The 6,101-nt window shown below is 45.0% G+C and carries 5 protein-coding genes and 2 pseudogenes; 2 read left to right on the top strand and 5 right to left on the bottom strand.

What is annotated here, in order from left to right; all coding sequences use genetic code 11:
- Positions 1-5 precede the first annotated feature (5 nt).
- Complete coding sequence (locus QZ359_RS01255; RefSeq protein ID WP_293954548.1) at positions 6-200, bottom strand: hypothetical protein; 195 nt, start codon at positions 198-200, stop codon at positions 6-8.
- Positions 201-479: 279 nt separating this feature from the next.
- On the opposite strand from QZ359_RS01255, the gene QZ359_RS01260 reads away from it, so the two are divergent.
- On the top strand, positions 480-713 hold the full coding sequence (locus QZ359_RS01260) for a DNA-dependent RNA polymerase subunit epsilon (protein ID WP_000639575.1): 234 nt from the start codon (positions 480-482) through the stop codon (positions 711-713).
- A 1-nt stretch (position 714) separates the two neighbouring features.
- Positions 715-2,394 (top strand): ribonuclease J, encoded by a 1,680-nt coding sequence (locus QZ359_RS01265; RefSeq protein ID WP_004263010.1) that lies wholly within the window; start codon positions 715-717, stop codon positions 2,392-2,394.
- Between the two features lie 139 nt (positions 2,395-2,533).
- Here QZ359_RS01265 and mnmG read toward each other — a convergent pair whose 3' ends face one another.
- The 4 genes and pseudogenes from mnmG to mnmA all read right to left on the bottom strand — a co-directional run.
- The gene (gene mnmG / locus QZ359_RS01270; RefSeq protein WP_000221906.1) at positions 2,534-4,447 is read right to left on the bottom strand and encodes a tRNA uridine-5-carboxymethylaminomethyl(34) synthesis enzyme MnmG; all 1,914 of its coding nucleotides are present in this window, start codon (positions 4,445-4,447) and stop codon (positions 2,534-2,536) included.
- Positions 4,437-4,790, bottom strand: a pseudogene (locus tag QZ359_RS01275) (NUDIX hydrolase); the annotation flags it as partial. The pseudogene QZ359_RS01275 and the gene mnmG, both read right to left, overlap by 11 nt.
- A pseudogene (locus QZ359_RS01280) lies at positions 4,790-5,242 on the bottom strand (NUDIX hydrolase); the annotation flags it as partial. The pseudogenes QZ359_RS01280 and QZ359_RS01275, both read right to left, overlap by 1 nt.
- Before the next feature lie 140 nt (positions 5,243-5,382).
- Positions 5,383-6,101: tRNA 2-thiouridine(34) synthase MnmA (gene mnmA, locus QZ359_RS01285; protein ID WP_293954545.1), on the bottom strand; the 719-nt coding region annotated here is incomplete at its 5' end.

Genomic DNA, 6,101 nt, shown 5'->3' on the forward strand with positions numbered 1-6,101 from the left:
CATCTCTAGTATAACAAAAAAGCCATCAATTTAATGACTTTTTCAGTAGGCTCGAGAGTCACAAAGGTAATTTTCCACAAGAACTTGGTTTGTCGTCGTTCCAGTTTGGCAAATAGAAGATTCCCCGCATAAACGCAAGCAACAAAAACAATAAAAGCTACCAAGCGAGCTCCGATAGCAAAAGCAAATAAGTTATACATAGGGCAACCTCCTTGACTTAAAATCTATATGGAATTATGACAAGCAATAAATTTCACTTCCGTTATCAATATAACACATTTTCTTTGTTTTTGCAAGCGCTTACCAAGGAAATCGTCCTGTGACTTTCTCGTTTCTGTCTTTTACTAATCTTTCATTTTGTGGTATAATTGAAATAATTGTAACGAATCAAGGTCAATCTAGACACAAAATGGAATGAAATCAAGCAAATCTATGCTAAAAGTTTGGAATAAGCTGACCTGTAAATAGAAAGGAACTATATGATTTACAAAGTTTTTTATCAAGAAACAAAAGAACGTAGCCCACGCCGTGAAACAACACGCGCACTTTACCTAGACATCGATGCCAGCTCAGAACTTGAGGGCCGTATCGCTGCTCGCCAACTTGTCGAAGAAAATCGCCCAGAGTACAACATCGAGTATATCGAACGCTTGTCTGACAAATTGCTAGATTACGAAAAAGAAACTGGCGCCTTCGAAATTACGGAGTTCTAATATGGCCTATACTCTTAAACCTGAAGAAGTCGGCGTTTTTGCCATCGGTGGTCTGGGAGAAATCGGGAAAAACACATACGGAATTGAATACCAAGACGAGATTATCATCGTCGATGCTGGGATTAAATTCCCAGAAGATGACTTACTGGGTATCGACTATGTCATTCCTGACTACTCTTACATCGTGGACAATATCGACCGCGTCAAGGCTGTTTTGATTACACACGGGCACGAGGACCACATCGGTGGGATTCCATTCCTGCTCAAGCAAGCAAATGTCCCTATCTATGCTGGACCGCTTGCCTTGGCTTTGATCCGTGGGAAACTCGAAGAACACGGCCTCTTGCGCAACGCCAAACTTTACGAAATCAACCACAACACTGAGTTGACCTTTAAAAATCTCAAGGCAACTTTCTTTAGAACGACTCACTCTATTCCAGAGCCTTTGGGAATTGTCATTCATACTCCTCAAGGGAAAATCGTCTGTACAGGTGACTTCAAGTTCGACTTTACTCCAGTTGGAGAACCTGCGGACTTGCACCGTATGGCAGCCCTTGGTGAAGAAGGTGTTCTCTGTCTCCTCTCTGACTCAACAAATGCGGAAGTGCCAACCTTTACTAACTCTGAAAAAGTAGTTGGTCAGTCCATCATGAAGATTATCCAAGGCATCGAAGGACGTATCATCTTTGCATCCTTTGCCTCAAATATCTTCCGTCTCCAGCAAGCAACAGAAGCTGCTGTTAAGACTGGACGCAAGATTGCTGTCTTTGGACGTTCTATGGAAAAGGCCATTGTCAACGGAATCGAGCTTGGCTACATCAAAGCTCCTAAGGGAACCTTTATCGAGCCAAATGAAATCAAAGATTACCCTGCTGGCGAGATTCTGATCCTCTGTACAGGTAGTCAAGGCGAGCCGATGGCAGCCCTCTCTCGTATCGCCAACGGAACCCACCGCCAGGTGCAACTCCAACCAGGTGATACCGTTATCTTCTCTTCTAGTCCAATCCCTGGAAATACGACTAGCGTCAACAAGCTGATTAACATCATTTCAGAAGCTGGTGTCGAAGTTATCCACGGTAAGGTTAACAATATCCATACCTCTGGACACGGTGGCCAGCAAGAGCAAAAACTCATGCTCCGCTTGATTAAGCCAAAATACTTCATGCCTGTCCACGGTGAATACCGCATGCAAAAAGTCCACGCTGGACTAGCGGTGGATACTGGTGTTGAGAAGGACAATATCTTTATCATGAGCAATGGCGATGTACTTGCCCTCACTGCTGACTCAGCTCGTATAGCAGGTCATTTCAACGCCCAAGATATCTATGTCGATGGAAATCGTATCGGTGAAATCGGCGCAGCTGTCCTCAAAGATCGTCGTGATCTATCTGAAGACGGTGTCGTTCTGGCAGTCGCAACTGTTGACTTCAAATCGCAGATGATTCTGTCTGGACCAGACATCCTCAGTCGAGGCTTTGTCTACATGAGAGAGTCTGGCGACTTGATTCGCCAAAGCCAACGCATCCTCTTCAATGCCATTCGTATCGCACTGAAAAATAAGGATGCTAGCGTGCAATCTGTCAATGGTGCCATTGTCAACGCTATTCGCCCCTTCCTCTATGAAAATACAGAACGTGAACCGATTATCATCCCGATGATCCTCACACCAGATGAAGAATAAAGCAACAAAACAGCCCCGTCTTCGGAGCTGTTTTTCTCTATGCTTTCTTTTTAGATTAAAACTCAATAAAAATCGAAATCAGACTAGAAGGCTAGGCGAAAGCATAACTTGAGTTAGGTGAGCCGAAGCCGACGACGTATCATTTTGATTTTTGAAGAGTTTTAGAAATACTACGATTTTTACCTTCAAGATACACCATCAAAATAGAAATATCTGCTGGATTTACTCCCGAAATACGGCTGGCTTGGCCGATGGTTTCTGGATTGATGAGTTTGAACTTCTGACGGGCTTCTGTCGCGATAGAATCAATGTCATCCCAGTCGATATTAGCTGGAATGCGTTTTTCTTCCATGCGTTTCATCTTGGCAACCTGGTCCATGGCTTTGGAAATATAGCCTTCGTACTTGATTTCTGTTTCAATCAATTCGATAATCTTGTCATCCAAGTCCTCTGCAGCTGGTCCGATGAAAGCCACCACATCTTGATAAGAAACTTCTGGACGGCGAAGGAATTCCTTGGCTGTCACTGCATCTGTCAAAGGCTTGAAGCCCATTTCCTCAACCTTGGCATTGGTTTCCTTGACTGGCTTGAGTTTGATACTGTCTAGGCGTTTCATCTCATTTTCAAATTGATTTTTCTTGATTTCAAAGCGAGCCCAACGTTCATCATCCACAAGGCCAATCTCACGTCCCATCTCGGTCAAACGCATATCAGCATTGTCATGACGGAGGATAAGACGGTATTCAGCACGACTGGTCAAGAGACGGTAGGGTTCAATGGTTCCCTTGGTCACCAAGTCATCAATCATGACCCCGATATAACCGTCACTGCGCTTCAAAATCAATTCAGGCTTGCCTTGGACTTTCAAAGCCGCATTGATACCCGCGATAATCCCTTGGCCAGCAGCTTCTTCATAACCTGATGTTCCATTTGTCTGACCAGCAGTGAAAAGTCCGGAGATTTTCTTGGTTTCCAGAGTCGCACGCAACTGATGAGGCAAGACCATATCATACTCAATGGCATAACCTGTCCGCATCATCTCTGCATTTTCCAAACCTTTGATGGAATGAACCAAGTCACGCTGGACATCCTCAGGCAGACTGGTTGAAAGTCCTTGAACATAGACTTCCTCAGTATTGCGCCCTTCTGGCTCTAGGAAGAGTTGGTGGCGTTCCTTGTCCGCAAAGCGCACAATCTTGTCTTCAATCGACGGACAGTAACGAGGTCCCACTCCCTTAACCACACCTGTAAACATAGGTGCACGGTGGAGGTTGTTTTGGATAATCTCATGACTGGTACCATTGGTATAGGTCAACCAGCATGGCACCTGATCCTTGACATAATCCTCATCACGTGAAGTGTATGAGAAATGATTAGGCGCTTCGTCTCCTGGCTGAATTTCTGTCACATCGTAATTGATAGAAGAAGCCTTGACACGTGGAGGGGTTCCTGTCTTGAAACGACCGATTTCGAGGCCCAGTTCCTTGAGATTGTCAGCAAGGTTAATAGAAGCCAAACTGTGGTTAGGACCTGATGAGTACTTGAGGTCACCGATGATAATTTCCCCACGGAGGGCCGTCCCTGTCGTCACGATAACGGCCTTAGCAGCATATTCTTGATGGGTCGCTGTACGAACACCGACAACTTTGCCGTCTTCCACCAAAATCTCATCAATCATGGTTTGACGAAGGGTCAGATTCTCTTGATTTTCAACTGTCTTGCGCATTTCCTTAGAGTAAAGCTCCTTGTCAGCCTGCGCACGAAGGGCACGGACAGCTGGCCCCTTCCCTGTGTTGAGCATCTTCATCTGGATGTAAGTCTTGTCAATGGTTTTGGCCATCTCGCCACCGAGGGCATCAACTTCACGCACAACGATCCCCTTGGCAGAACCACCGATAGAGGGATTACAAGGCATGAAAGCCAGCATTTCAATGTTGATGGTCGCAAGTAAGACCTTACAACCCATACGGCTAGCAGCTAAGGAGGCCTCAACCCCAGCGTGTCCCGCACCAATTACAATAATATCGTATTCTTCAGTAAAATTATATGTCATTTCTTAACCTTTCAAAAATTTCTCGCAAATAAGGAACTAACTTCTCCTCCTCTAGAGCTTGATCCATAGTAACCCATTTAAAGTGTGTATGCTCTTCAGGATCTAATCTGATAATCGGCTTCTCCCCAATCCACTCTGCTTTATAAACTAAGCGAGTAAAGACCGTATCCTTAGAGGTATCCAGTTGACTATCTTCGTGAAGAAGTTTGAGCGAACTGCTATCTAGCCTAACTCCCGCTTCTTCAATGCATTCTCTAAGAGCACCATCTCGCGGAAGTTCACCCTTTTCAACCCCGCCACCAGGAATATCCCAGTAAGTTGGATAAACGTTGGGTTCTCCTCTTCCTCAAGATGAATGTGTCTTAGTTGGCCGTCCCAATCTGGCAGGGCTGTTTTTAAAAAGGCTGGAACTAGATTGATACCCTCAAGCTTGTCTATGTCAATCCATTCACAGGGCTGCCTTTTCTCATCTTCCTGCATGGTCAATGGGGCATCCTCAAGCAAGTCCACCAGATAATGAAACTCAACGTTGTGATAGGAAATACCGTCCTGTTCAAAACGATTTTCAACAACAAAAGCTAGCTGTCCAGCTTGAGCTCTGACACCCAGTTCTTCCCTCACTTCACGGACTACCGCGTCTTCCGTGCTTTCATTGACTTGAATCGCACCGCCAATAGTATAATACTTGCCCTTATCTTTGGTAACTAGGAGCTTGCGATTTTGGAGAATCAAAGCTGTCGCCCGAACGCCAAAAACAGTATTTCCCACTTTTGTCCGAAAGTCTTGTTGAGTCATTCTTATCCTTTCCCTTAAACGACACAAAAACAGTCAAAACTCCAAAGAAGTGCAGGACAAAAAAGCCTGCAACATCCATGAGCTTTGACCATCATTTCTATTGCTTTTATTATTGTAGCAAATTGAGAAAATTTGTCAATCTAAATGTACTGACAAACTTGTCCATCACGGTAAGCATTGTCAATCAAACCACCACCTAGACACTCTTCGCCATCGTAAAAGACAACTGCCTGTCCTGGTGTAATGGCGCGTTGCGGTTCTGTAAAGATAACCTCTGCCTTATCTCCTTTGACATGGACGGTCACCTTCGAATCAGGTTGACGGTAGCGGAATTTTGCTGTGCATTCTAGCGTAAACTCCTCTGGCATATCACGAGTAAAGTGGACTTGGCTAGCCTCTAGGCTGGTTGACATGAGCGAATCATGGTAGAAACCTTGGCCTACATAGAGAATATTCTTGCTTAAGTCTTTTCCGACAACGAACCAAGGTGCATTGTCACCACCGTGTTGGCCACCGATACCGAGACCACCACGCTGACCAATCGTATAGTACATAAGACCTGCATGCTCACCCATATCGCGACCATCCACAGTCATCATACGACCAGGCTGGGCTGGTAGGTAGTTGCTGAGGAAATTTTTAAAGTTCTTTTCTCCGATAAAGCAAATCCCTGTCGAGTCTTTCTTCTTAGCAGTCGCAAGGCCTGCTTCTTCTGCTAGTCTGCGAACTTCAGGTTTTTCTAAATGTCCCAGCGGGAACATGGTTTTTTGGAGTTGTTCTTGCGAAAGTTGGCTGAGGAAATAAGTCTGATCCTTGCCATTGTCCACGCCACGAAGCATGTGAACGATGCCATCCTCAT

This window comes from Streptococcus sp., assembly GCF_019414905.1.
Classification (GTDB): Bacteria; Bacillota; Bacilli; order Lactobacillales; family Streptococcaceae; genus Streptococcus.

Coding starts and splice junctions, on each gene's coding strand:
- QZ359_RS01255 (WP_293954548.1), bottom strand. CDS start 200: ATGTATAACTTATTTGCTTTTGCTATCGGAGCTCGCTTGGTAGCTTTT.
- QZ359_RS01260 (WP_000639575.1), top strand. CDS start 480: ATGATTTACAAAGTTTTTTATCAAGAAACAAAAGAACGTAGCCCACGC.
- QZ359_RS01265 (WP_004263010.1), top strand. CDS start 715: ATGGCCTATACTCTTAAACCTGAAGAAGTCGGCGTTTTTGCCATCGGT.
- mnmG (WP_000221906.1), bottom strand. CDS start 4,447: ATGACATATAATTTTACTGAAGAATACGATATTATTGTAATTGGTGCG.